Raw genomic sequence first — 23,257 nt, 5'->3', positions numbered from 1 at the left:
ACGGGACGCCTCGGACAAGCTCCTGAACCGCGGCGATCTAATTCATGAACGGCTACGCCTTACCCAACAGACGGGGCAGGAGGGTGACGACCTCCTTCATGGACGCATACGCCTGCGTGGACCGGGGACGGCGTCTTGTCCGACCCGAGACCAAACAAGGACGACGAAAGCTCGGTCAGCCAGCGAGGCGGGCGCGGACGATCTGGGCGACCCGGCCACCCTCGGCGCGGCCGGCGACCTTGGGGTTGAGGACCTTCATGACCTGGCCCATCGCCCTCGGGCCCTCGGCGCCGCTCTCCGCGATGGCCTCATCGACGAGCCGCTCCAGCTCCTCGTCGCTCAGCTGCGCCGGGAGGTACTCCTCCAGCACGGCGTGTTCGTCCTGCTCCGCCTGCGCCTGCTCGGCGCGCCCGGCGCCGGCGAACGCCTCGGATGCCTCGCGGCGCTTCTTCGCTTCCTTCGTCAGCACCTTGACGATCTCGTCATCGGTGAGCTCGCGAGCCGACTTGCCCGCCACCTCCTCGGTGCTGACGGCCGCCAGGGCCATACGCAGCGTTCGGGTCCGAATCTCGTCACGCGCCTTCATCGACGTCGTGAGGTCGGCCTTCAGCTTGTCCTTCAAAGCACTCATGGTCACCATCTTGCCGTGCCGCCACAGCCCGATCGCCTGCATTTCTCCCCGACCGGCATCGGACCCCACCCAACCTTTGCCGGCCTTTACCCGGTTAAGCAGCCTTATGGCTGGTACCTGACGGACCCGGCGGCCGCGGGTGACACATCGCAGATGCCCCCCCTTGGCAGCCTCATGACGGCACCGGCAGGCCGGGGGCCGTGGGGTGACGCATCGCAGATGCCCTCCTTGTTAGGAGGCAGCATGCCGCTCCCTCAGGCATCATGAATGGGTGAGGAAAGCTGCTGCGATACCCCTGTCCCTGCTGGGTCTCGGCGTTGCCGGGATCGGCTACGCCTCGGTCGTCGAGCGCAACTGGTTCCGGCTGCGCCGCTTCGACGTGCCGGTGCTGGAGCCCGGGCAGCGGCCGGTGCGCATCCTGCAGATCTCCGACCTGCACCTCACTCCAGGGCGCACCCGCCTGATCAACTGGGTTCGCTCACTTGAGGCCCTCGAGCCCGACCTGGTGGTCAACACCGGCGACACGCTGGCCCATCCGGACGCGGTGCCCGCCTACATGCACGCGGTCGAGCCCTTGCTGTCCCGTCCGGGGCTGTTCGTCTACGGATCGAACGACCTGTACGCGCCCAGGCCCAAGAACCCCGCCCGCTACCTCTGGCGTTCGTCGAAGAGCGACCGGCGCCAGCACATCCCGAACCTTCCGTGGAACGAGCTCGGCGACAGCATGACCGCCGCCGGCTGGCTCGACATGAACAACACCACGGCGAGGATCAAGGTCGGAGATCTCGACGTCTTCGTGGGCGGCATCCACGACTCCCACATCAACCGCGACAGGTACGACGAGATCGCCGGCCCCGCCCCCACCGAGGCCGACCTGCGGCTGGGGGTCATGCACTCCCCTGAGCCCAGCAACATGTCGCGTTTCGCCGCCGACGGCTACCAACTGCTCCTGGCAGGCCACACTCACGGCGGCCAGCTCTGCATACCGTTCTACGGCGCCCTGGTGACCAACTGTGGGATCGACCGTGCCCGTGTGAAGGGCCTGCACCGCCACGAGTCCGCCTGGCTCCACGTCTCCGCCGGCCTCGGCACCTCCCCCTACGCCCCAGCCCGCTTCTCCTGCCCGCCCGAGGCCACCCTTCTCACCCTCGTCCCCCGCCGCCCTCCCCGCCCTGCGGACGGCCCCTGACGGACCCCTCTGACGGAAGCCTCTGAGGGGTGCCCTGACGTACGCCTGTGAGTACGTCTCTGGTGTATGGGATCCGGCTGAACGGCAGGCTCCGCAACCCCTACCGCGCCGGCCCCGCGCCCCCTGCCGCCCTAAAGGCATGACGCGAGCACCACCAAAGTCCGCTAGACTCATGCGAGCACAAGCAAGTGCCTGTGCACCGGGGTGTAGCGCAGCTTGGCAGCGCGCTTCGTTCGGGACGAAGAGGCCGTGGGTTCAAATCCCGCCACCCCGACCCAGAAGTACCAGCTCAGAGGCCGGTTCCGATCATCGGACCCGGCCTTCTGCGTTGCTGGGTGACTAACTGAGTGACTACCGCACCCAGCTCACCGGCGCGCTACTGCTCCCCGAAGATCTGATCCATAGCGACGGCGCCCGCCTGAAGCACCGGCCGGATCTGCTTGCGGTACACCGCCTCCGTAACCGCCGTACTGCTATGCCCTACAAGCCGGGAGATCTCCTCTAAGGGGATGCCGTTGTCCGAGAGCAATGAGACGAAGCTGTGGCGAAGTTCTCGTGGCGTCCACTGCGACGGATCGAGGCCCTGCGCGTCTCTGATGGCGTTGCGGAAGTCGCGCCGGACGTGTGACGGGATCGAGCGGGGTGCCGACCTTGGAGGCGAACACGAGGCCGTTCTCCTGCCACTTCGCCCCTGCGGCCTGCCTCTCCCGTTCCTGTTGCTCTCGCTGCCGCTGTAGCGCGTCCAGGCACCGCCTGGCCAGGGCGAGGGTGCGCAGGTCTCGATCCGCGAGATCGCGCGCGAGCTCGACCGCGCGCCCTCGACCATAAGCCGGGAGGTGCGCCGCAACCGGCACCCTGGCAACGGTCAGTACCGGCCGCACGCCGCTCAGGCCCGAGCCGACGCGCGCCGGCCGCGTCCCAAGCCGAGCAAGATCGCCCAGCATCCGGAGTTACGGGCATACATTCAAGACCACTTGCACCAGCGCTGGAGCCCCGAGCAGATCTGCCAGAGCCTGCGCAGGAGCTTCCCCGAGCGGGCGGAGATGCATGTGTGCCACGAGACCATCTACCAGGCGCTCTATGTCCAGGGCCGCGGCGAGCTGCGTCGCGAACTGACTCGGGCGCTGCGCACCGGCCGCACGATGCGCAAGCCGCGCCGTCTGGCCCAGCAGCGCCAGCCCCGCTACAGCGCGCCCATGGTGATGATCAGCGAGCGGCTCGCCGAGGCCGATGACCGGGCCGTGCCCGGCCATTGGGAAGGTGACTGCATCATCGGCAAGAACGGCGGCTCGGCCATCGGCACCCTAGTCGAGCGCACCACCCGCTACGTGATGCTCCTCCACCTGCCCATCGACCGCAGCGCCGAGCGCATGCGCGACGCCCTGGTGGAGACCATGGCCACACTGCCCGCCCACCTCAAGCGCTCCCTCACCTGGGACCAGGGCAGCGAGATGGGCCGCCACCACGAGTTCACCGTCGCCACCGACATACCCGTCTACTTCTGTGACCCGGCCAGCCCATGGCAGCGCGGCTCCAACGAGAACACCAACGGCCTGCTGCGCCAGTACTTCCCCAAGGGCACCGACCCGTCCGTCCACCCCCGCGAGGAGTTCGACGCCGTCGCCGCCGAACTCAACGCCAGACCACGAAAGACGCTCGACTGGGACACCCCAGCGGAGCGTCTCGCCATGCTGCTCACCGCCAGCAACTAGGCTCGCTGATTACGCCGGTGAAGGGCAGCAGCATTGTCGGCCAGCGTGCCTCGAATGACGACGATCAAGCTGGACGCGGCCATCGCCGCGATTCTCGGGCTGGCATGGCCAATTGAGCACTCCAGCGCGCAAGTTGGGATGTCGGGAGTACGGCGTCGTGACACCACGCCTGAACCGCGCGCCGAAGGTGATCGTCTTAGGGGTATGAGATGGAGTTGGGTCGTCGCTCTGGTGTTGGTGCTCACGGCGTGTAGCGGCACAGGAGTTCAAAAGACCGGCGAGACCATACCGAGTCTGAAGCAGACTGGTCGGCCGGTCCCTGAGCCGGCCTCAGCCGGACCTGCGCGACACCTTGTCGCCGAATGGCTGCGTGTGGGTGGTTTGGTGGCGCCCGGCCTCGCCGCCGCCCGACCTCCGATGCTGGTGGTCTACGCCGACGGCCGGGTCATCGCCGACGCCGCGCACGAACTGCACCTTCCACCCACCGAGATCAAAGCCCTGGTCGAGGCCCTGGATCACGACCTGGCCGGGCAACCCGCCACCGCCTCGCCCCAGCCGGGATCGCCGAGGATCTATGACGCGCCCACCACGGTCCTCGGCGTCGACAGCGGCGGCGGGATGCGCGAGGTGCACCTGCCGTATCTGGAACACGGCGCAGCCCGCTACGACGCCGCGCTCGTCACCGCCCGCGACCGCCTCGTCCACCTGGCCGACCGCGTCGCCGCACAGGGCCGGAACTACTCCACCGACCGCGTACGGCTGTCCGCCGAGCAGGTCACGGCCCCTGCGACGACCGCCAGGCCCTTGCCGGAGGGCGTCCCCCTACCACCCGAGACGCAGGCGCACTCGGGGCGCAAGGACTACAAGGGCAACAAGGCGCACACGATCGCCCGGCTGATACCAAGAGACGGATCCTGGCACGTCTATCGCACCTCAACCGGCGAGCACATCGCGCTCTCGTGGCGTTACCTGCTCCCTCACGAGTAAGACTCCGGCTACGGACGAGCAGGTGGGGCCCGCGGAAGCCGTCCGGACTCCGGCGCGCTGCTGCGGGAGTCGGGCCACCTCGACGAATCGCTCTCCCAGGCCCAGCCTGGCAAGGTCGATGGCAGGCCGCTGGAACCCCATGGGCACCTCACAGACCAGGCCTGACGGTTAACCGCTCGCGATCCCAAGGCCTGGATGTCTGCCAAACAGCGAAAACGCTTGGCTGGGGTGCCCAGCCAAGCATCTCGCTATGCTTGTCGCCGCCAGTAATTGATCACTGTGTTGCGACGACCCCTGGAATTCGCCTCCCCGTGGGGACTCCGTCGCGCCGGACTGCCTATGTCCCTCGCCCGTCCGGCGCGACGTGATCGGGGAGCGTGGCGTCAGGCGCGTTGTGGTGTGTCGCCTGGGTGGCGCTACATTCCTCATCCGAGATCGGCGGGAGGCCCAAGGAAGCAGCGGCCCTATCGAGGTCGGCCCGGGATAGCTGCCACGACTGGATCAGTCCTGCGGCCTGGCATCGCCGGCGCTCGCTCTCCAGAATGTCGGCAACTGCCGCAAGAACGCGTTTGGTCGTTTCGTGATTCGCATGGCGCTGGTCGTCTGGTAAGTCTGCGGGATCACAGTGGGGATAGATCATGACGGCCCACTGGGGTCAAGGTGGACCATCCCCGCGATGATCGCGGCTCCTTCGTCGGGAGCATCCACAGAGCACAGCACTTGGGCAGCCTGCCCAGGGGGACGCAGTGAGAAGGCCGTTTCCTTCTGGCCGTCATCGACCACGACGATGGCGACGGTTGTGCCGTCCCCGGACCATACGGCCAGTTCGGGAGAGTCGTAGTCCACCGAAGATCTCGTGCCATGAGGCGTTGTGTGGACCTTGAGCGTGATGCGCTTGCTCACCAGGTTGGGCACACCACGCTCCCGGAGGTGGCGTGCCAGCTCGCCGAGCTGTGCGCTGTGCTTCTCGATGCGGGCGGCGCCTCGGCTGACGGCCATGGTTGCCGGTTCCTCTCCGTACACGGTTGGTAACTGATGCGTGTCACATTCAGCTAACCCCTCGCGATCGGCGGACGCAGGATGAGAATTGGGGATAGCAGCAGGCACGGTCGTATCCGCGAATGTCCGGGGGTAGCCGATGAGCACCGCAGCAAGTACGCCCGAGTGGGCCGCGAACCTGCGTGCCGAGCGCAAGGCCCGCGTTGGGAGCGTCGCGGACATGGCTCGGAGACTGCGGACCATCGCCCAGGAGCAGGGTATGCAACTCCCGACGCTCGCCGACATCACGCGGACCATCCGAGGGTGGGAGCGTGGTGACCACTACCCCAGCGAGCGTTACCGTCTGCTATGCGCCCAAGCGCTGGAGACGACGGAAGCCGACCTGTTCCCACCAGAGCAGGCCACCGTTGTTCCGGTCCCCGCATTCCCGCTGGCGTCCATAGCTCCCGACCCGGACCTGTTCCAGCGGATCACCAAGGCGGTTGCGCAGCCGGCCCGTGTGGACGCTGTAACCCTTGATTGGCTCGCGACCTGCCTTGCCGAACACCGCAAGGTCGAGGACAGCATTGGTAGCCGGCCCCTGATCGGCGTGGTGCGTCAGCAACTCGGCGTGGTGGCCGACTTCGCCAACAGCGCGAGAGGCCCCCTGGCGGAACGCGTCGTGGATCTCGCCGCCCAGTACGCCCAGTTCATCGCGTGGATGTCCCTGGACATCGACGACCAGCCCGCCGCCCTGGCCTGGTACGACCGCGCACATGACTGGGCACTGGAGATCGGCGACGCCAACATGGCCATCACGACCTTGAGCATGAAGGCTCACCAGGCATGGAGCGCGGGCAACGCCCGTCGTTGCGTTGGCCTGGCTGAGGCCGCCCGCTCCCACAGCGGCCAGGTCACGCCGGGTGTACGAGGGATGGCCGCGCAGATGGCCGCGCGAGGACATGCACTCGTCGGCACCGCCGACCAGGCGCACGCCCTGTTGGACGAGGCCGAGACCCTGATCAGCGGAGCAGCCGAGCACAGTGAAGACGAGCCCGCATGGATGTACTTCTACGACGAGACGTGGTTCACGCTCCAGCGCGGCATGGCCGAACTGCACCTGAGTAACTGGGGACAGGCGGTTGAACTCCTCGCCTCCGGACTCGCCCGGCTACCGGAGTCCTATGGGCGCGACCGCGCCTGGTACGCCTCATGCCTGGCTCGCGCATACGCGAAGGCCGGAGACGCCGAGGCGAGCCTGAGCACGGCATTGCCCGTCGTGACCGACGCCGTCCAACTCAACCGCCATGCGGTCAAGGAACTCGCCGAGACCGCCGGGGAACTCGGCAGTCGAGGCGCGCCGCACGCCGTGACCTTGCGCTATGCCCTCGCGGCAGCAAGATAGCTGAACTGGGCTGCCCTAGCCTCTCGGCGGATGCCCTTCCTCCTCGTACTGATGCATGCATCTAAGCAGCGTGATGCTTGTGTGGGTTATTTGACTCGCCCGACACCTTCCCGGCTCAGTACTGTGCTTATAACGATGAGCACACCTTTCTGAGAGCGATCATGAAGCGCAGGACGCCCCAGGAGAAGAAGCTACTCAGCTATGCCAAGGATCGCCGCAATGACTATGGCGAGAACGACAAGAGCTCCCGGAAGAGCATCCCCCGGAACAAGAAGGCGCCGCACCACGCCAACCGACATCGTGTGACCCAGGTTCTGGAAGCCGCCAAGGGCACCGTGGACGAAGTCGCCGAGGGGGCCGTAGAGGAGCGCCTTCTGAGGAAGCGACCGAAGTCGTGGCAGAAGTACCGTGACGCGCCATTGGGAGACATCGTTCAGTACAAGATCGCCAGGCGTGTGGATCGAGGAATCGCGGATGAGAAGGAAGGCGCGGCTCGCATCCAGCGTGTTCGGCGGCGGTTACGGCAACCAACCGCGTGAGCCGACCAAAGGCAGTCCAGCCGGGTGACGAACTGAGTGACAACGGCTCCGCACAACCACGGACGACCATGAACCCCGAGACATCATCAGAGCAGGTCAGAACCAGTTTCGCCGCACCTCACGATCTCCAATGGATTGCTTCGGGACGAAGAGGCCGTGGGTTCAAATCCCGCCACCCCGACCCAGCTAGAAGGCCACTTGCGATCACCGCAAGTGGCCTTTTTGATCTCCGTACAGCAGCGAGCCCTTACGAGCCGTCCAGTGTCTTCCCGAGCCGCTCCAGGGCAGGGCCGACAGATCTACACGCGGGCAACCCGAAGGCCAGTCGTAATACGAGTCAGGCCACTGGGACAACCTCCACACCTACGAGCATGGACTGAGTGTCGTAGCAGTCCGGACAGATCGGCTGACCTAACCGGTCCTCGCCGGGTTCGTGCCCAGCGTGGCAGCCGCAGGGGCGTCCGTGCTCGCATGTCGTGCTCCGCACGCGCGGACGGCAGGCTCAGTTTCCCGCGGCCGCCGCCACCCGCGCGGACCGCCCAGGCGACCGCGCGTGCGCCGGGCAGGGCCCCGTACGCACCCTGAGCCCTTGACGTGCGGCGAGCCGTTGAATCTTGACCGGGTCTTTTCTGTCCGGCCACGCGAGGATAACCACGCGGGGTAGGACTTGCACCACGTCGAGATTGAGCGGATGGCCTGTGAGCATTCAGAACCGGGTTACCTACCATCCCTCTGCCGAGCTGCAGGTGAGGGGCCGGTGGTATCCGCCTCCACCGGAGGAGACCGAGGAGTACGCCTGGGTGTGGCCGCTGCCCGAGGGCGACCTGCTCAGGGCGCGCTGCGAGGTGGATCGCCGCTGCCATATCGCCTTCTTCGTGATCATGCACCTGTGCCGGTGGCACGGCCGTTTCGTCCAGGTGGTTCGCGCCGACACCTGCCACGAGATCGTTCATATTCACCAGCTCGCGCCGACCGGCCGGGAGATCAGCAACACGACCATCCGGGTCATCCAGGCGCAGCAGGATGTCGAAGAGGGCTACGATGTCGTCCTTCATCTGATCGAGCGCAGATGGGAAGAGCACAAGAGGACATGGCGCCTCGCCGCGATCGACGACTGACGCGGGTTCCCACCGGCCGACGCACCGTGACCTGCCGAACCTGTCGACGAGCTGCGCATATTCGGCGTGCGGAGAAGGCACGAGCGTGGAATCACGTGCTCCTGGTGAGCGGGGTGTCCGGGTGGTAGGTGTAAGCCGCCTCGCGCACGGCGTCGTCGCTCTCCAGCCCGGCGCCCAGCGCGCCACCGACGGTCGCGATCGAAGCCGCCAGCCAGGCGAGAAGGAGGTAGTCCGAGAAGTCGACCGGATGGCTGAGCACGCTCGCGAAGAACTTCTCCGGTACGAGCACCGCCGTCCCGGCAAGCGCGATCAGGAAGAGCGCGATGTAGAAGACCACCACCCCTATGATCACTGTGATCACCGTGACGATGTTGAACAACATGACCTGCTCGCGCACATTCGCATTGGGATGCCGTTCCCAGAGGTTCGCGCCTATGACGATGGTGAGGGTCATGGCGAGCACCGATCCGACGGTGAGCACGCTCAGCCGCACAAGTCCGAGGTGGTCGGCGAGCGACCAGATGTCGCTGGTGACCAGCGCCGCGGCCACCGCCGCCGCCGCGGCCACCAGCACGCGTGAGAGTCGTATCGCGAGCCGCCAGGGCCTGTTGGCACGCAACATGCCCAGCAACAGCCACAGGTTGCCGGTGATCACCCGGGCCGCGAGAAGCACACCTCGGTCGTCGATTTCTACTTGATCGGCGAGCTCCCGTGCCCGCCGGAGCACGGCGGCGGACCGCTGCCGTCCTGCCGTACCGCCGTCCGGCTCCTTGCCGTCCGCCGCGCTGGCTCCTCCGAGCATGGCTTCGACCAGCCGCACGCTGGCGGATATGGCACGCCGACGGACCCCCACCGGGCCGAGCGCGGGCAGGGACAGCACCGCCACGCCGTGCGCGGCGCTGGCATGGGCGATCACGGGTCGCCTGGCCGTCTGCAGCGGAAGATCGGTGACACAGACCGCGAGGTGCCATCCGCGATCGAGCACGGCTCTGCGCCCGGCGGCGATCAGCTCGCTGAGCTGGACCGGCGGGTCGACGAGCCGCTCCTCGACGACCTCGATGCTCCATCGAAGGTCCGGCAGGAGCGCCGAAAGCTCTTCCGCCAGCTCGGGCGGAAAGGTCGCGGCCAGCTCGGCGGCCGCGCCGGGTGACGCCAGGATGCCGAAACGCACCTCCATCTGAGCTGCTTGTTCGCCGGGCATCCCCGATCGCCCCCTCCTCGCCTGAGAGTACCTCTCCGTACCCGGGGAATCACGTAGGCGGCTGTCGTTCGGCACGGGCGGGCCGAACCCACTCCTTCCTGCAGGAAGAGGATCGCGGCGGTGGTTCAGCCCCCTGCGCACGAACTCGGCCGGGTGGCCGGTGCGGGCGGGACCGCGGCGATCCGATGGGTAGTGAAGAGGCGGGTGTTCAGCACTGCAGACAGGGGGAAGAGCCATGGCGGTGAAGCTGAACCAGCGGGGGTTCGACAACGCTAAGAGCCGGGTCAAGGAGAAGCGGGTCGTGCTCGATGTGATGGACGACTGGAGTGAGCATCGGCCCTTGGCCGCGCAGGAGAACGAGTTCATCGAGAAGCACGGGTTCGATGAGTACGGGAAGTGGCATCTCGGCGTGGACGACGAGATGGGTGAGAACACCAAGGGGAGGTACAAATTCCCTTACGGTGACTTCGAGAACGTGCACCGGTGCGGCGTCATCGCGGCGGAGGTCCGGGCCGCGCAGCGGAAGTACACCGACGTCGAGGTGGCCGCCGCCCACCTGCACGGCATGCTGGACGAGCTGATGTGACGGGTGCCTGCGGCGCAGAGCCGCCGGTTCCTCGGGTCAGGCGGTCCCGCAACGCATGTAGAACCGCCCTCAAAGGGTCGAACTGCTCGGACACCCGAGCACGGAAATAGTGGCTCTGCCGCGCGGGCTCGGCGTTGCGCCGAGCCCGCCGCTCTAGCTTCGTCGTGCTGTGATGACGCTCACCTGGTTCGGCGTACGCCTTTGCCGTGAACGTCAGGGACACCCGAGCCGGACCTGTGTCACGCCGTTAGCGCTGCAGTGTCAGCACGCCCGGCCGGTAGGGCAGCAGGCCGTAGTCGCCGCCGGAGCTGGGGCTGCGGCCCTGGTAGAGCAGCTGCAGGTTGCAGGGGTTGATGGTCATGGTCTGGTCGGCGCTGGTGCGGATCAACTCGCCGTGGCTGATGTCGTTGGTCCAGGTGGCGCCGCTGTTGGCCTTGCCGGCGAAGGGGTTGCTCTCGCTGGCGGCCTGCGGGGTCCACGAACCGCCCAGGCTGGTGGCGGTGAACGAGCGGAAGTAGCGGCCCTGCGAGCCGATCGCCTCGACGAGCATGAGGTAGCGGTTCTCGTTCTGGAGCTTGTAGACCTGGACGGCTTCGAACAGGTTGTTGGTGGTGTCGCTCATGATGGTGGTGTAGTTCGAGCCGAAGTTGCCTGGGAAGTTCCCGATGGGCATGCTCGCCCGGTAGATCTTGCCGTTGTCCCCGGCGAAGAACAGGTACATGTTCGTGCCGTCACCGATGACCGCCTGGTCGATGGGCCCTGTTCCGGAGCCGGAGATGCTGCCGGTGAACAGCGGCTGCTCTGCTGACCAGCCGTTGGGGTTGGTGGGGTCGCTGGAGGTCCGGTAGGAGAACGCGGTGCTGCCCCACTGGTAGGCGAGCACCCAGATGTTCTTGGGGGCGAAGTAGAACAGCGAGGGCGCGACCGTGGAGGCGGACATGGTGTTCTGGCTGGCCGAGGCCATCTCCGACCAGTTGGTGAACAGGCTGAAGTTCATCGAACCCCACCTGGTTCCGGTGTCGTGCGTCGTGGCATAGACCAGATGCCTGCCGTTGTAGGGCACGACGGTGAAGTCCTTGAGCGAGACCCACCCCGACTTGGGGTTCGCCAGCGAACCCGTCGAAGTCCAGCGGTACGACGACGGAAGAGAGCACGTGCCGCCGGTCGGCGTCGGCGTGGGAGTGGGAGTCGGGGTCGGGTTGGGTGTCGGGGTCACGGTCGGCGTCGGGCTCGGGGTGCCGGGGGCGCCGGTGCAGACCACGCCGTTCAGGGAGAACGATGTAGGTGCGGGATTGCTGCCGTTCCAGGAGCCGTTGAACCCGAAGTTGGTGCTGCCGCCGGAGGGGATGACGGCGTTGTAGCCGACGTTGGTGGCGGTGACCGACGAGCCCGACTGGGTGTGGGTGGCGTTCCAGATCTGGGTGATCTGCTGGCCCGAGCCGAAGGACCAGGTCAGCCGCCAGCCGTTGACCGCGTCACCGAGGTTGTTGATGGTGATGCTGGCGCCGAAGCCTCCCTGCCAGCTCGAACTGACGGTGTAGTCGACCCGGCAGGCGACGGCCGCCTGCGCGGGCTGCGTGGCCAGCAGTCCGGCCGCCGCCAGCAGAATCGGGATCGCGGTGATCGCGAAGCCGCGGCGCACGGTTGATCGGAACGACGCCGTCGGTGTGACGGCGGAGCGGCGCGGTGTCCGCGTTCGCCAGGGCAGGCGCATGTGTGTGCTCCTCATCTTTTCGTCCAGCCGCTGTCAGGGACTGGTGCAGGTGGTGGTGATGGGTGGCGGCGTTGCCGTTCGCGGTGAAGCCGAAGGTCGTGGAGGATGCCGGGCGAGCGAGCAGTCGTAGGAGGCGTCGCGGGCGGTCACGGCGGAGCTGGACACGCTGGACTCGCCTGTGAGCGCTAACTTGACGCGGCGCTCCATCCTCGTGAGGGAGCAGGCCCAGGGCTTGGGCGCCCGGTGTCCCACGGTCGGCCGGGGCGCGTCGGCGCCCGGCTGCGGCATGCGCGCCCGGTGGTGTGCGGGACCCGTGCCACCGCGGCGAGGCGTCGCCGGGCGGCCGTGAAACATTCCACGTCAACACTGAAATTTCCACGGCAAAGATCCGTGATCGAGCCGGTTCCAGTGGCCGATCCCGGATGAGAGGGAGGCGTGGCTCGGCGTCGTCCTGTGCCCCCGCGGGTGGTGTGCCGGGGGGTTCGGCCCAGACGTACACGCGGGGCCACGATTGCTGTTAGCGCTCACAAGAAGTCCGTTGGCGGACTGCTCCGTTTCTCTCTGGCGGGAGGTGGTGGTGCGCGGAGCCAATACGATGTGGCCGATCCGCGTCAAGGCACGGCCCATGGCCCTTTCCCCCGCGCTCCCGCCCCCCGGCGGGCCTTCATCAGCCCTTACGGGGCATCCGCTCGCACCGGCGAGACCGGCTCTGTGATGAAACGTTCAGCGATGGTGTGATCTGCCGCCGTACGTGGCAGATTCGCCACGAATCCTTTTCTGGACGCCGCCTTCCTGCTGTGGGCGCAGGAATTCGCCGCAGAGCATCGACTTGGCCGCAAAGCCGTCGACCACCTGGTCAAACGGCCTGCCGTCGACGGCTACGCACTGTCAGGCATCGAGGGCATCCGCAAACCCGACACCGGTCCTGTGTATCGATGAGTGTGGTCGGACTTCCCAGGTCGGCCGTTGAAGCTGATCGTTGTACACGATGATGTCCGCGTGGTCGGTTGGGCGGGCTGTGGCGAAGTAGAGCTGTTGGGAGGGGATATAGCGGTTGCGCCAGGACCGTTCGATTTCGGCGGTGTCGGCGGTGGATCCGGCCAGCGCTGTGCCTCGGTCCCGGGCGCGATCTACCGTCTGCTCGAATCGGACGGACACGAAGATGCGCAGGTCCCACCGGTCGACGAGTTCTGGGCGCAGGAGGAAGACGCCGTCGAAGAGCAGTACGGCGTCTGCGGGGGCGGTCGTGGCCGGCGGGGACGAGGGGGTGTCGGTGTCTCTGTCGTAGACCGCGTGTTGGAAACTTCGATCTCCGCCTGGGCCCAGCGGATCGAGCAGGACCCGGCACAGCGCGGCGTGGTCGTGGGCGTCGAAGTAGCAGCCTTCGGCCGAGTACTGGCCGCGTCGGTAGCGCTGTGCACGGGGGAAGAGGAAGTCATCGATGGTCGCGCGGATGACGTCGCGGTCCTGCGCGCGAAGGACGACGGCGAGCTCGTCGGCCAGCGTGGTCTTGCCGGCGGCGGGCGGCCCGTCGATGGCGACCCGCAGCGGGTGCGCGGTCGGGACGGATCTGATCGCCTCGGCCAGCCGACTGATGAGCTCGCCGCGGGTGCCTTGGTCCATTGCTGCCTCTCTCACGGTGTCTCTGTTTAGCACCGCACGTCAAGCTGCGCTCGCCGGCTCGCGTTCGACGAGGACGCCTCGTTCGAAGCGGGCTCCGGCGCGGACGAGGGCGACGAGGTGGGGTGCGTTGACCGCGCGCCTGCGGGCCTGGGCGGACTCGATGAGTTTGAAGCCGGCGGCTCGGGACCTAGGTCCGTTGGGACCTTGGTGCGGTGCCGGACCGTGGCGAAGGTGGACTCGATCGGGTTGGTGGTGCGCAGATGCTGCCAGTGCTCGGCGGGGTTGGCGTAGAGGTCGATCAGAGCAGGCACGAAGTCGCCCGAACATCTCCGACCCCGCCACCACGGTGGCACGTACGTTGAATCTCAGTGCCAATGGCTGCAACGCCGCTAACCCGACCCCGACTTCATCCAGGAGCGAGGTCGAGTAGCGGTTGATGCCCTACTCGCAGGTCTTCGTTTCCGGAGAGCAGAACTTGACCTCGGGGTAGCGCGCCGACGGCTTTTCGAGCAGGGGTTGCGGCTTCTTGCGCAGGTGCAGGTCGAAGAAGGCTCGGGCGTACCTGCGGGTGATCTCCACGGAGCGGGTTCCGGAGAGGTCGCCGCCGAGGTCGACGCCGATCTGCTTGGCCAGCATGTCGTAGTCGGTGAAGGACGCGTGCACCGACCCGGCCACCACGAGCCAGCGCTTCCAGCCGGTCAGGTGTTTCCAGTCACGATCCCACGTGGTGTCCTCGCTGCTTCCCGGACTGTGAGATCCCTGCACGCCCAGAAACAGGAACGGCCGCGCCAGCCCGCTTGTGGGGATCGGGGCGAACATGTGGCCGTCCATGTTGATCCCGGCGCGCACCCGGGAGTCCTTCAGCATGGTTTCGCCGGCGCTGGCGCCTCCGAGGGAGCTGCCCGCCATCGCGATCCGGGACGGGTCGATCAGGGTGCCGCCCCTCCACTTCGGGTGTGACCCGGTCAGCTCGTCGAGCACGAAGGAGGTGTCGGCTGCCCGGCTCTCCACCGCCTTCTTACCGAAGTCATCGGTTTGGAGCTCGCATGCGGCGCAGATGGTGACCCGCCCGTCGGGGAAGGTCGTGGCGAAGGTCTCGTACGTGTGGTCGATTCCGGCCACCACATAGCCTCTGCTCGCGAGTTCCTCGGCCAGGGCCGTCAGCGAACTCCTAGGCCAGGTGAAGCCGGGAGAGAGCACCACCAGGGGCAGGTCGCGCCTACCGCCCGTCGGTTTCGCGTCGCTGAACGCGTTGGTGCGCGTCTTGCTCAGTGCATCGGACGGCACGCCGGTCATCCCTGTTCCTTTCAGGATGAGCTCGGACTCCTTCGGCGTCATGTACCGCGCCCGCCGCTTTCCCGGCGACTTCGCCGGGTACCACAGGGAGACCATAAGCTCCCTCGCCTTCTCCCCGGGCACCCATGGGTCGGGGCGGGAGAGGTCCTTGAGATACAGGGAGGTGGTACCGACCGGGTGGGGACCGGTCGGCTTGGGCAGGTACGGGGTGCTGCTCGGCGTGGCCGAACGGTCGGCAGAGGCAGGTGCGGGGGTGACAGCCGCGGATGCGCCGGAGGTGGAGGCCACGAGGGCGAGCAGTCCGGCGAGGGCAACCAGGCCGCCACGCCGGATGCACTGCATGGCCGCGCCTTCTGGCTTAATCACATACCTCACGGGATGTTCGTCTTTCCGATCGGGGCGGAAACAATCTTGATGTGGCATAGGCACATCCTGCGGTCCCGGGCCGGTGCGGGCATCGACCCAAAGCACGGCTCGCACCGGTTCGGGCCATACTTTCGGACGATTGGGCGCGCGAGGTCGACGGCAGACGGGATCGCTGCTGTACCGCTGAGAATCGCTGCTGTACCGCTGAGCCCCGGATCTGGATCAAGGCGGTCCAGATGCCGGTGCCGCGAACTCACCGACGAGCAGCACCTTGGCGCCGCACCGCGCGGCGGCCGCGAATAGGGCCGCGCCGATCGCGGTGGCCAACGACATCACGGCGGTGATGCCGCCGATGGCGGCGGTGTCCGAGACCCCACGTAGTCGAGCACGTACGACAGTTGGACGATCGCCGCGGCCGGTGGCGGTGCCCGGTGCGGCCCCGCCCGCGTACCCGGCCGTTGAGCACATAGCCCTTCTGACCGGTCAGAAGGTCACCAGGGGGTCTCCTACGAAGTCGGCGATGAAGTTGATGAAGAAGAAGCCGAAGAAGAGGAAGTTGAGTACCAGGATCGCGTAGTGCCACCAGCGTGGTCTGGCGGGGCGGGGCAGTTTGCTGTTGAGGTAGATCAGGAGGAAGGGATAGAAGAGCGCGCCGAGGTTGGACATGTTGGCCGACCACTGCACCAGGCTGATGGGCAGCGCGAGATGCAGGATGATCGCGATGATCACCAGCAGCGTCAGCATGAAGGGGTAGTAGAACCGCCGAGGATCCTCCTCCACCAGTGCCCGCAGCCGAGGGCTGGTGGCGTGTGCCGCGTCGGTCGTCACCCGGACCATGGCCTCGAAGATGCCGAGCTGGGTGGAGAAGAGGATCAGCACGCCCAAGATCAGGGCTACGTAGAACATCGCGGTGCCGTATTCCCGCTCTAAGACGGATGCCACGAAGGTCGGCACGTTCGCCTGCGTCGGCTCCTCGCCGCTGAGCTTCACCGCATGTGCCATCAGGATGGTGGGCAGGAGCATGCCGAGGATGGCGCCGACGAAGAACACGCCCCACATGTCGATGAGCAGCAGGCGGTACCACCGGCGCCACCGCGTGGCATTGGCCGGATCATCAGGGAAGGTCACGCCGCTCGCCAGCACCTTCGTGCGTGTGCCGCGCAGGCCCGAGATGTAGCCGACGCGGTAGCCCATGCCATACCCCTTGTCCCGGTAATGGCCCATGACATACCAGTTCAAGCCGGATGCGAGCGCGGTGAATCCGGCGAGCGCGCCGAGCTGGGTGGCGGTGATGCCCGCCGGTGGAGCGGCGGGCGTGATGAAGCCACGGATGCCCTCCCACCACTGGCTGAAGGGGACGACGAACAGGTCGATGAGGACCAGGGCGATCAGGATCGCGCCGACCATGACCCAATTGGCCAGTTCCAGCGTTCGGCTGATGCGGCGGGCGGCCGCCGTGATGAGGAACACCAGTACGAGCAGCGCGATGGCCCAGATACGCGGCTCCTCTGCTCCGGCCGGCGCCACCTCGCCGTGGACGAGCGCGTAGACGCCCTGCCCGGCGGAGGCAGCCCAACCGCCCGCGATGAAGGCGAATATCACCACGAAGACGGAAAGGGGCACCCACAGCAGAAATCCGGGCGGCACACGGCCCCAGCCGACGACCGGGGTCTCACCCGTCGCCATGACGTAGCGGGAGCATTCGACGTTGTAGAAGGTCTGGAGCAACGCCGAGATGAGGATCACCCATCCGACACCGACGAAGCCGTACTGCCCCACAGCCTGCGGGCCGAGCAGCCATTCGCCGCTTCCGATCGAGATTCCCAGGGCGATGAGGCTTGGCCCGATCGCGAACTTGATGACTTCCTTCGGACCGATCTTCCGGACTCCGAAGACCTCCTCGGGTTCAGGCAGGTCTTCGACCGCGAGATCGGGGCGGCTGACTCCGAGCGGAAAGGAGTTGGTGACTTCCTTCGCCATAGGTGCCTCCTGGGCGACGTTCCCCCGAGCGCACCGATTACCGATCTCGAGCATGATCCGTCATGAACGGTTTGACAAGGTCCAGGTGTGACGTACCGCACATTGAGATCGCGGAGGCGTGGACCACGCACGGCGGCCAAGGGCCGACCTGGCACCGGTGCTGCACGCCCCCCGTTAGTGGCCTGAGTAGCACCCGGGCTACTACGCCGTGTTCTTGCGTGACCTGGAGGGCCACAACGTGGAGGCCGTGAACCACGGAACCTGATCGAGCCCGCCATGCCTGATGGCAGGATGAGCGGTATGTCGCCTGTCATCCGGCACACCACGGCACCGGCGGTCGGTGGCACGCTTAGCGTGGCTCTCGGTGCACTTGCGCTGCTCGCGTCCGGGGGGCAGAGTCACTATCTCGCCTTCGGCGCGGCTCTCTGCCTGGGCGGTGCGCTGCTCGTGTGGGCCGGCGTCACGGCGCGCCCGATCGGCCGCATCGGGTGGCTGGCCACCGGCATGCTGGGCCTCGCGGGCCTGTTCCTCAGCCTGCTCGTGTCACGCGAGGACGTCTGCTGCATGTTCGGCTACCACCGCGGGCTGGGGTACCCGTGGGGCTGGCTGGACAGCGACGCCACCGCCGACAGCATGGCCGCCATCGAAGCGATGAAGTCCAGCCCGGAAGGCCTGGAACAAACGGTCGACTGGCCGAAGGTCGTGTTCGACGGCCTCTTCTGGTGGCACGCGGCGCTGATCGTCGTCGTGCCGATCACGCGGGTACGCCGGGCGGCCCGGGGTCCGTCCCAGGCCCGCGAGTGAACGCCGCTTCCGGGACATGAGCGATCTGCCCGGCTGATCACCTTCGGCCGGTGTCCTGACTACAATGCGGCGACATGTGGTCGAAAGCCAGAATCATGGTCGCCGGTGTCTGCACGGTGGGGCTGCTCGCCATCCCCACCGCCGTCGGGACGAGCAGGGAGCACCTGGCGGCCGCCGGCACGCGGGTGACCGAGACGGCCGCGGGGTCCAGGGTGAGCATTCCAGACGCCGATGCGGCCACGACCCATCCAGGCGCCAGCACGGCCACGACCACAAGTGAGACGGCCGCCGGGACGAAGGTGACCGCGGGGACGCGGCCGGCCGCAGGCAGGGCGAAGAGGGTGTACGCGGCGCCCACGCCGTACTGCGCCCGCTACAAGTGCATCGCGCTCACTTTCGACGACGGCCCGTGGCCCTACACCCCGGCCCTGCTCGACACGCTGAAGAAGCACAAGGCCAAGGCCACGTTCTTCCTCCTCGGCCGGAAGGTGGAGAGCCGCGGCGAGCTGACGCAGCGCATCGTGGCCGAGGGCCACGAGATCGGCAACCACACCTGGAACCATCCCGATCTGACCACTCTGTCCAACGAAGAGATCCTGGACGAGATGACGCGGACCTCCGACGTCATCGACCGGACCGTCGGCAGGGCGCCCACGATGATGCGCCCGCCGAACGGCGCCACCAACGCCAGGGTCGGCGAGGTGATGATCGAGCTTGGCCTTCCGCAGATCCTGTGGACCGGTTCGACCCTCGACTGGCAGGCCCGTGACGTGAACGTCATCGCCAAGCGGACGCTGAAGCTGGCCAAGCGCAACGGGGTCATCCTGCTGCACGACATCGTCCCGGAGACGGTCAAGGCCATGCCGGCCGTACTGAAGGCGCTGGAGAAGCAGAACTACCGCTTCGTCACCGTGACGACCCTGCTGCAGGGCCGGGAGTTGCAGGGCGGGGAGATCTACCCTCGCCCGTCCAAGTAGCCGGCGTCGGCGCGGATCGAACGGTCGAGCGCGGCCCGCAGCCGCGGCTGCAGGGGTACCTCCACCAGCCGGTACACGGCGTACGCGAGGGCGAGGACCAGGACGACGACCAGCGGCAGGGTGATCATTTTCCCTAGCGGCGCGTGGAGCCTGCCGATGAGCAGGAATCCGATGTGATGGTGGAACAGATACAGCGGGTAGCTCAGCGCACCCAGCACCGTCAGCAGGCGCCAGTCGATGCCATCGAGCCTGCCGAGCGCGACCAGGATCATGACCACGAAGATGAGCGAGATCACGCCGACGACGAGGGCGGATCCGAGTGCCTCACCGAACCTCTGGACGGCCGGAGGATTTTCTCCCAGCACCTGGACGAGGGCCAGCGCCCACCCGGCGCCCACCAGCAACCAGGGCAGCAGTGAGCCTCCGAAGCGGTGGATCAGATACAGGGCCATCCCCGCGATGAAGTAGGGCGCGCTGAACGGGATGAGGACCGCTTGGAGCAGATCGGCGTTCACACGCTCGGCGATGGCGAGCAGGAAGAGCCAGCCGGCGAGGAAGGCAAGGCACCGGCGGTAGGTGATGCCGATCGCCGCGAACACCGCGATGAGCACGTAGAAGACCAGTTCCTGCCAGAGCGTCCAGTACACGATCTCCAGATCGCGGATCCGCAGCCCGTGCTGCAGCATGGTGAGGTTGGCGAGCAACTCGCTCAGGGTGGGCCGGTGGTCGGTGGTCAGACCCACGAGCGCGAGCGCGCCGAGAATGATCACGCTGGCCCAGTACGCCGGGTAGAGCCGGGCGATGCGCGAGGAGGCGAAGTCGCCGGGGCTGCGCCCCCATGCGCTCATGAGGATCACGAACCCGCTGATCACGAAGAACATGCGGACGCCGTACACGCCGAACATGGTGACCGCGCTCAGGGTGGGGAAAGCGTTGGGGCCTCCCCATGCCCTGGTGTCCCCGAAGTGGAAGAGCACCACCGCGAACGCCGCGCAGAATCGGAGCAGGTCGAGGATCCGCAGCCGTTGCCGGCCCGCCGGCATGGCCGGTGACTCGACGACCTGCGGAGCGGCGGTGAGCATAAGCAGGAATATATCTGTAAAGATCACGTAAAATCCGCAAAAATGCAGGGGTAACGCGGGCCCCCGTCCTCCCCAACAGAGCACGACGGACAGGGCGGGCGGCCGGACAATCCCGACCTGCCGCAGCGGCGGATGACCAGGCAACCCCGACCCGCCACCGGGGCGGATGACCAGGCAACCCCGACCCGCCACAGCGGACAGCCAGACACTCCGACCCGCCACAGTGCACGGCCAGACACCCCGACCCGCCACCGGGGCGGACGACCAGGCAACCCCGACCTGCCGCGGTGCGCGATCGGGCAACCCCGGCCTGGGGCTGTCGGTCAGTGCTTCCAGCGGGTGTGGGCGGCGATTTCCTCTGGGGTCGCGTTCTCGAAGAGGGCGATCTCGCCTCGGCGTACGGCGGCGATCGTGTCGATCATTCCCTCGCCCAGCGCGTCCCTCAGCACCGCGTCGGCCTCGAAGGCGTCCAGTGCCACCCCCAGGGAGGACGGCAGCGGGGGGATCTGGTCACCGAGGGAGGCCGGGTCGACCTCGACGGGGTCGGGAAGCGTGTCGCCGCCGGCGAGACCCGCCCGCCCCGCGGCGAGGAGGGCCGCCATGGCGAGATACGGGTTCGCCGCCGCGTCGAAGCACTTGACCTCGAGGTTGGCCGCCCGGGGCCGGTCGCCGGTCGATCCGGTGACGAACCGCAGGGCCGCCTCGCGGTTCTCCAGCCCCCAGCAGGCGAACGCGCCCGCCCAGTGGGAGGGGATGAGCCGCAGGTAGCTGGCGACGGACGGGGCGCCCACCGCCAGCAGGGCGGGCAGCCGGGACAGGATGCCCGCGGTGAACGCCTCACCGGTGGCGGTCAGGCCGTAGCGGCCGTCGCCGTCCGCCATCAGGTTGACGCCATCGCGCCAGAGGCTCAGGTGGACGTGCGCGCCGTTGCCGACGCTGTCGGCGAGCACCTTGGGGGAGAACGTGGCACGCAGGTCGTGGTTCAGGCTCACCGCGCGGATGGTCTCGCGAACCAGGACGGTGGTGTCCGCGGCGCCGACCGGGTCCTCGGCCGCGACCGAGACCTCGTACTGGCCGGCCGCGTACTCGGGGTGGATCTGCTCCACATCGACGCCCGCCGCCGACAGCGCCAGGACGACGTCACGCAGGTACCCGGACCGTTCGGTGAGCCGGGTCATGCCGTAGGCGGGGCCGGTGCACGCGGGGACGAACTCATCGCCGCCGCCGATGGAGGCGGCCCACTCGACCTCGAACGACGCCCGGACGGACAGGCCTTCGGCGGCCAGCCGGTCGGTCTCGCGGCGGGCCAGATAGCGGGCGTCCAGGGGATGGGGCGCGCCTTCCTGGTCGTATCTGTCGGCGGGCGCCCAGGCCCAGCCCGGAAGGGCGTCGAGCACGGCCACACGGCCGAGGTCCGGATACAGGCGCAGGTCGCCGACGGGTCCGCCCGCGAAGCGGCCACTGACGATGGAGTCGTCGAGGAGGAAGGCGTCGAACACCGGTGAGGCGCCGATGCCCCAGGCCGCCGCGTGCTCCAGGCGCGTGAGCGGCACCGCCTTGACCCGGGTGACGCCGCTGGTGTCCACCCACGTGACGGCGATGCCGGTCAGGTCTGCCGAGGCGAGGTCACCGGCCACCTTCCGCGCGACCGCGACTCGCCGCGCACGCTCTTGCTGGTCCATTCCGATCCCCCAGCGCCGGTCGATATGGTCGGCCTGCGGCCCGATCCACCTGCCGCCGGCATCAACCCCAGGGCACCGTATCGTCCACCGGCCGCGCGGTTCCACTAGCCTTCCCGCCCGCCAACGTGGCCGTCCTTGAGCGACGCTCACTGACAAGCAACCGAACGAACCAACCGAGCCGAGCCGAGCCGAGCCGAAAGGACGATCGACCGCGTGCCTGATCTGCTGCCCTGCGTAGAGTCGCTGCGCCTCGTCGACCACCACTGCCACGGGGTGGTGCGCCGCGATCTCGACCGGAACGAGTTCGAGTCCATGCTCACCGAGGCGGACGCCCCTCCCGCGGGTGTCACGCTGTTCGACTCGCAGATCGGCTTCGCCGTGCGCCGCTGGTGCGCGCCGGTCCTGGACCTGCCCGCTCACACGCGTGCCGAGGACTACCTGGCACGTCGGGCCGATCTCGGAGCCGACGAGGTGAACCGGCGGTTCCTCCAGGCGGCCGGGGCCTCGGCGCTCTGTCTGGACACCGGTTTCGGGGCCGGTTCCGTCCTGCCACCCGCCGAGATGGGCGCCCTCGCCGGCGCCAAGGCGTACGAGATCGTGCGACTGGAGCAGGTGGCGGAGCAGGTGGCGGTGAGCGGGACGGGCGCGGAGGGCTTCGCCGACGCCTTCCGCACCCGGCTCGACGGGCTCACAACCGGCGCGGTGGGGCTGAAGTCGATCGCCGCCTACCGGGTCGGGCTGGCGCTGCCGGGCGAGCGGCCGGGTGACCCCGAGGTCACGGCCGCGGCCGGGCGCTGGCTCGCGTCGATCGAGAAGGGCGCCCCGCCCCGCCTCGCCGATGTGACCCTCCAGTCCTTCCTCGTGTGGTGCGGCGTGGACCGCGGGCTGCCGATCCAGTTCCATGTGGGGTACGGCGACTCGGACGTCGATCTGCACCGGTGCGACCCGCTGCTGCTGACCGACCTGCTGCGCGCGCTGGCGCCGACCGGCACGCCGGTGATGTTGCTGCACAACTATCCGTACCACCGGCAGGCGGGTTACCTCGCCCAGGTGTTCCCGGACGTCTACGTCGACGTCGGCCTCGCCATCCACAACGTGGGGAACAGGGCACGGGCGCTGGTCGCGGAGACGCTGGAGCTGGCGCCGTTCGGCAAGTTCCTGTTCTCCTCGGACGCGTTCGGGCTGGCGGAGCTCTACCATCTCGGGTCCCTGCTGTTCCGCCATGGCCTTTCGGACTTCCTGCGGTCCGGGCTCGACGACGGGGCGTGGACCGAGCACGACGCCGACCGGATCGCGCACCTTGTGGGCGTCGAGAACGCCCACCGCGTGTACCGGCTGGCGGATCGCTGACTTGGATCTGGCAGGCCTGTCCGTCCGCGGGCGTGCT

19 protein-coding genes, 1 tRNA gene and 3 pseudogenes are annotated in these 23,257 nt (G+C 67.7%); 11 read left to right on the top strand and 12 right to left on the bottom strand.

Annotated elements, in window-relative coordinates; translation table 11 throughout:
- Positions 1 to 175: 175 nt before the first annotated feature.
- On the bottom strand, positions 176 to 631 hold the full coding sequence (locus ABD810_RS04190; protein ID WP_344934391.1) for a GatB/YqeY domain-containing protein: 456 nt from the start codon (positions 629 to 631) through the stop codon (positions 176 to 178).
- A 271-nt stretch (positions 632 to 902) separates the two neighbouring features.
- Here ABD810_RS04190 and ABD810_RS04185 point away from each other — a divergent pair, with 271 nt between their 5' ends.
- Together ABD810_RS04185 and ABD810_RS04180 are read left to right on the top strand one after the other, a co-directional pair.
- Positions 903 to 1,820 (top strand): metallophosphoesterase, encoded by a 918-nt coding sequence (locus tag ABD810_RS04185; RefSeq protein WP_344934388.1) that lies wholly within the window; start codon positions 903 to 905, stop codon positions 1,818 to 1,820.
- 200 nt (positions 1,821 to 2,020) lie between these two features.
- Positions 2,021 to 2,094, top strand: a tRNA-Pro gene (locus ABD810_RS04180).
- 102 nt (positions 2,095 to 2,196) lie between these two features.
- On the opposite strand, the gene ABD810_RS04175 is transcribed toward ABD810_RS04180, so the two are convergent.
- Entirely contained in the window at positions 2,197 to 2,646 is a 450-nt protein-coding gene (locus ABD810_RS04175; RefSeq protein WP_344935401.1) for a tyrosine-type recombinase/integrase, read from the bottom strand.
- Here ABD810_RS04175 and ABD810_RS04170 point away from each other — a divergent pair.
- Together ABD810_RS04170 and ABD810_RS04165 are read left to right on the top strand one after the other, a co-directional pair.
- Positions 2,591 to 3,532 (top strand): annotated as a pseudogene (locus ABD810_RS04170) (IS30 family transposase); the annotation flags it as partial. The gene ABD810_RS04175 and the pseudogene ABD810_RS04170 overlap by 56 nt on opposite strands.
- Positions 3,533 to 3,916: 384 nt before the next feature.
- Entirely contained in the window at positions 3,917 to 4,519 is a 603-nt protein-coding gene (locus ABD810_RS04165) for a hypothetical protein (protein WP_344934386.1), read from the top strand.
- Between the two features lie 636 nt (positions 4,520 to 5,155).
- Here the strand turns inward: ABD810_RS04165 and ABD810_RS04160 are convergent.
- Positions 5,156 to 5,518 (bottom strand): hypothetical protein, encoded by a 363-nt coding sequence (locus ABD810_RS04160; RefSeq protein WP_344934384.1) that lies wholly within the window; start codon positions 5,516 to 5,518, stop codon positions 5,156 to 5,158.
- A gap of 139 nt (positions 5,519 to 5,657) precedes the next feature.
- Between ABD810_RS04160 and ABD810_RS04155 the strand changes: the two genes are divergently transcribed.
- Both ABD810_RS04155 and ABD810_RS04150 read left to right on the top strand, forming a co-directional pair.
- Positions 5,658 to 6,902: an NsdA family TPR-like regulatory protein gene (locus ABD810_RS04155; RefSeq protein WP_344934381.1), complete on the top strand. Its 1,245-nt coding sequence runs from the start codon at positions 5,658 to 5,660 to the stop codon at positions 6,900 to 6,902.
- Between the two features lie 161 nt (positions 6,903 to 7,063).
- Entirely contained in the window at positions 7,064 to 7,441 is a 378-nt protein-coding gene (locus ABD810_RS04150) for a hypothetical protein (RefSeq protein ID WP_344934379.1), read from the top strand.
- 337 nt (positions 7,442 to 7,778) lie between these two features.
- On the opposite strand, the pseudogene ABD810_RS04145 reads toward ABD810_RS04150, so the two are convergent.
- Positions 7,779 to 7,931, bottom strand: a pseudogene (locus tag ABD810_RS04145) (replication initiator); the annotation flags it as partial.
- 208 nt (positions 7,932 to 8,139) lie between these two features.
- On the opposite strand from ABD810_RS04145, the gene ABD810_RS04140 reads away from it, so the two are divergent.
- Complete coding sequence (locus ABD810_RS04140) at positions 8,140 to 8,559, top strand: DUF7718 family protein (RefSeq protein WP_344934375.1); 420 nt, start codon at positions 8,140 to 8,142, stop codon at positions 8,557 to 8,559.
- Positions 8,560 to 8,650: 91 nt separating this feature from the next.
- Here the strand turns inward: ABD810_RS04140 and ABD810_RS04135 are convergent, their stop codons facing one another.
- The gene (locus ABD810_RS04135) at positions 8,651 to 9,736 is read right to left on the bottom strand and encodes a hypothetical protein (protein WP_344934373.1); all 1,086 of its coding nucleotides are present in this window, start codon (positions 9,734 to 9,736) and stop codon (positions 8,651 to 8,653) included.
- A 259-nt stretch (positions 9,737 to 9,995) separates the two neighbouring features.
- Here ABD810_RS04135 and ABD810_RS04130 point away from each other — a divergent pair, with 259 nt between their 5' ends.
- The gene (locus ABD810_RS04130) at positions 9,996 to 10,346 is read left to right on the top strand and encodes a hypothetical protein (RefSeq protein WP_344934370.1); all 351 of its coding nucleotides are present in this window, start codon (positions 9,996 to 9,998) and stop codon (positions 10,344 to 10,346) included.
- 247 nt (positions 10,347 to 10,593) lie between these two features.
- Here the strand turns inward: ABD810_RS04130 and ABD810_RS04125 are convergent, their stop codons facing one another.
- The 5 genes and pseudogenes from ABD810_RS04125 to ABD810_RS04105 all read right to left on the bottom strand — a co-directional run bounded on the left by ABD810_RS04125 (position 10,594) and on the right by ABD810_RS04105 (position 17,325).
- Positions 10,594 to 12,060: a glycoside hydrolase family 62 protein gene (locus tag ABD810_RS04125; protein WP_344934366.1), complete on the bottom strand. Its 1,467-nt coding sequence runs from the start codon at positions 12,058 to 12,060 to the stop codon at positions 10,594 to 10,596.
- Between the two features lie 888 nt (positions 12,061 to 12,948).
- Entirely contained in the window at positions 12,949 to 13,683 is a 735-nt protein-coding gene (locus ABD810_RS04120; RefSeq protein WP_344934363.1) for a cytidylate kinase family protein, read from the bottom strand.
- A 39-nt stretch (positions 13,684 to 13,722) separates the two neighbouring features.
- Positions 13,723 to 13,973 (bottom strand): annotated as a pseudogene (locus ABD810_RS04115) (IS256 family transposase); the annotation flags it as partial.
- Between the two features lie 151 nt (positions 13,974 to 14,124).
- Complete coding sequence (locus ABD810_RS04110) at positions 14,125 to 15,321, bottom strand: alpha/beta hydrolase family protein (RefSeq protein ID WP_344934361.1); 1,197 nt, start codon at positions 15,319 to 15,321, stop codon at positions 14,125 to 14,127.
- Between the two features lie 507 nt (positions 15,322 to 15,828).
- Complete coding sequence (locus ABD810_RS04105) at positions 15,829 to 17,325, bottom strand: Nramp family divalent metal transporter (protein ID WP_344934359.1); 1,497 nt, start codon at positions 17,323 to 17,325, stop codon at positions 15,829 to 15,831.
- Between the two features lie 300 nt (positions 17,326 to 17,625).
- On the opposite strand from ABD810_RS04105, the gene ABD810_RS04100 reads away from it, so the two are divergent.
- Positions 17,626 to 18,129, top strand: coding sequence for a hypothetical protein (locus ABD810_RS04100; RefSeq protein ID WP_344934358.1), 504 nt, complete (start codon positions 17,626 to 17,628; stop codon positions 18,127 to 18,129).
- A 74-nt stretch (positions 18,130 to 18,203) separates the two neighbouring features.
- Positions 18,204 to 19,106: a polysaccharide deacetylase family protein gene (locus ABD810_RS04095; RefSeq protein ID WP_344934356.1), complete on the top strand. Its 903-nt coding sequence runs from the start codon at positions 18,204 to 18,206 to the stop codon at positions 19,104 to 19,106.
- On the opposite strand, the gene ABD810_RS04090 is transcribed toward ABD810_RS04095, so the two are convergent.
- On the bottom strand, positions 19,085 to 20,215 hold the full coding sequence (locus tag ABD810_RS04090; RefSeq protein ID WP_344934354.1) for an acyltransferase family protein: 1,131 nt from the start codon (positions 20,213 to 20,215) through the stop codon (positions 19,085 to 19,087). The two genes, ABD810_RS04095 and ABD810_RS04090, sit on opposite strands and share 22 nt — an antisense overlap.
- A 296-nt stretch (positions 20,216 to 20,511) precedes the next feature.
- Positions 20,512 to 21,870 carry a type I glutamate--ammonia ligase gene (locus ABD810_RS04085; protein ID WP_344934352.1) on the bottom strand — a complete coding sequence of 453 codons (1,359 nt, stop codon included), beginning with the start codon at positions 21,868 to 21,870 and terminating at the stop codon, positions 20,512 to 20,514.
- 213 nt (positions 21,871 to 22,083) lie between these two features.
- Here ABD810_RS04085 and ABD810_RS04080 point away from each other — a divergent pair, with 213 nt between their 5' ends.
- Complete coding sequence (locus tag ABD810_RS04080; RefSeq protein ID WP_344934350.1) at positions 22,084 to 23,220, top strand: amidohydrolase family protein; 1,137 nt, start codon at positions 22,084 to 22,086, stop codon at positions 23,218 to 23,220.
- Positions 23,221 to 23,257 lie beyond the last annotated feature (37 nt).

Source organism: Sphaerisporangium flaviroseum, assembly GCF_039537005.1.
Classification (GTDB): domain Bacteria; phylum Actinomycetota; class Actinomycetes; order Streptosporangiales; family Streptosporangiaceae; genus Sphaerisporangium; species Sphaerisporangium flaviroseum.
The sequence above is the reverse complement of the archived record's forward strand: the minus strand, read 5'-3'. Positions and strand labels throughout refer to the sequence as shown.